2 protein-coding genes are annotated in these 1304 nt (G+C 69.1%); both read left to right on the top strand.

All coding sequences use genetic code 11. The features are described 5' to 3' along the window. Positions 1–106: 106 nt before the first annotated feature. The gene (locus E1292_RS50395; RefSeq protein WP_132606875.1) at positions 107–862 is read left to right on the top strand and encodes a MerR family transcriptional regulator; all 756 of its coding nucleotides are present in this window, start codon (positions 107–109) and stop codon (positions 860–862) included. Positions 863–912: 50 nt separating this feature from the next. Next, on the top strand, positions 913–1218 hold the full coding sequence (locus E1292_RS50390; RefSeq protein WP_132606874.1) for an ArsR/SmtB family transcription factor: 306 nt from the start codon (positions 913–915) through the stop codon (positions 1216–1218). The last annotated feature ends 86 nt before the right edge of the window (positions 1219–1304 follow it).

Genomic DNA, 1304 nt, shown 5'->3' with positions numbered 1-1304 from the left:
GCCCCGCCCCCAGCACGGGACAGCCCGCCACCGGGACGGCCGCACGGCCGCACGCACCACCCAACAGGCTTGACCCTCACCCGACGTCACCCGGCAAGGTGGAACCATGAGCTTCTCCGTAGGGCAGGTCGCCAGACTCGCCGGCATCACCGTGCGCACCCTGCACCACTACGACGAGATCGGCCTGCTCACCCCCGGCGAACGCACCCACGCCGGCTACCGCCGCTACACCGACGCCGACCTCGTCCGCCTGCAGCAGATCCTGCTCTACCGCGAGCTCGACTTCGGCCTCGACGAGATCGCCGTCATCCTCGACGCGCCCCACACCGACGAGCTCACCCACCTGCGCCGCCAGCACGAGCTCCTCACCCGCAAGGCCGAACGCCTGCACGAGGTCATCGCCGCCGTCGAACGCTCCATGCAGGCCCGCACCCTCAACATCGCCCTCACCCCCCAAGACCGCTTCGAAGTCTTCGGCGACTTCCGGCCCGAAGACCACGAACCCGAAGTCCAACGCCGCTGGGGTGACACCGAGGCATACGCCGAAAGCCGCCGCCGCGTCGCCTCCTACACCAAAGCCGACTGGCTCGAACTCAAAGCCGAAGCGGCCGCCATCACCGACGACCTCGTCGCCGCCTGCAAGGCCGGCCTGCCCGCCGACGGCGACCACGCCATGGACCTCGCCGAACGCCACCGCGGCCACATCAACCGCTGGTTCTACACCTGCACGCACGAGCTCCACCAGTGCATCGGCGACCTGTACGTCGACGACCCCCGCTTCCGCGCCACCTTCGACGAGCTCGTCCCCGGCCTGGCCGCCTACGTCAACCAGGCCATCCGCGCCAACGTCCGCCGCACCTGACCCCATACATGCCCTTGCAGGCATATAGCCAGGCGGGTATATTCGCCGCCATGCGCTTCGACGTGCTGGCCGACCCCGCCCGACGCCAGATCCTCGACCTCCTCCTCCAACGCCCCCACCTCGTCGGCGAACTCACCCACCACCTCGGCCTCACCCAACCCGGCACCAGCAAACACCTGCGAGCCCTGCGCGAAGCCGGCCTCGTCACCGTCCGCAAAGACGCCCAACGCCGCTGGTACGAACTCCGCCCCCAACCCCTCGCCGAAATCGACACCTGGCTCACCCCCTACCGCAAACTCTGGAACCACTCCCTCGACCGCCTCGAAAACCACCTCGACACCATGGACGACTCATGAACGAAACCCTCACCCTGCACCCCGACGGCCGCACCACCCTGCGCCTGCAGCGCCGCCTCCCCCACCCACCCGACAAGGTCTGGCGC

The sequence above is a fragment of the Nonomuraea deserti genome, assembly GCF_004348685.1.
Classification (GTDB): Bacteria; Actinomycetota; Actinomycetes; order Streptosporangiales; family Streptosporangiaceae; genus Nonomuraea; species Nonomuraea deserti.
The sequence above is the reverse complement of the archived record's forward strand: the minus strand, read 5'-3'. Positions and strand labels throughout refer to the sequence as shown.

Excerpts from the sequence above, each read along its gene's own strand:
- E1292_RS50395 (WP_132606875.1), top strand. The coding sequence starts at position 107 with ATGAGCTTCTCCGTAGGGCAGGTCGCCAGACTCGCCGGCATCACCGTG.
- E1292_RS50390 (WP_132606874.1), top strand. The coding sequence starts at position 913 with ATGCGCTTCGACGTGCTGGCCGACCCCGCCCGACGCCAGATCCTCGAC.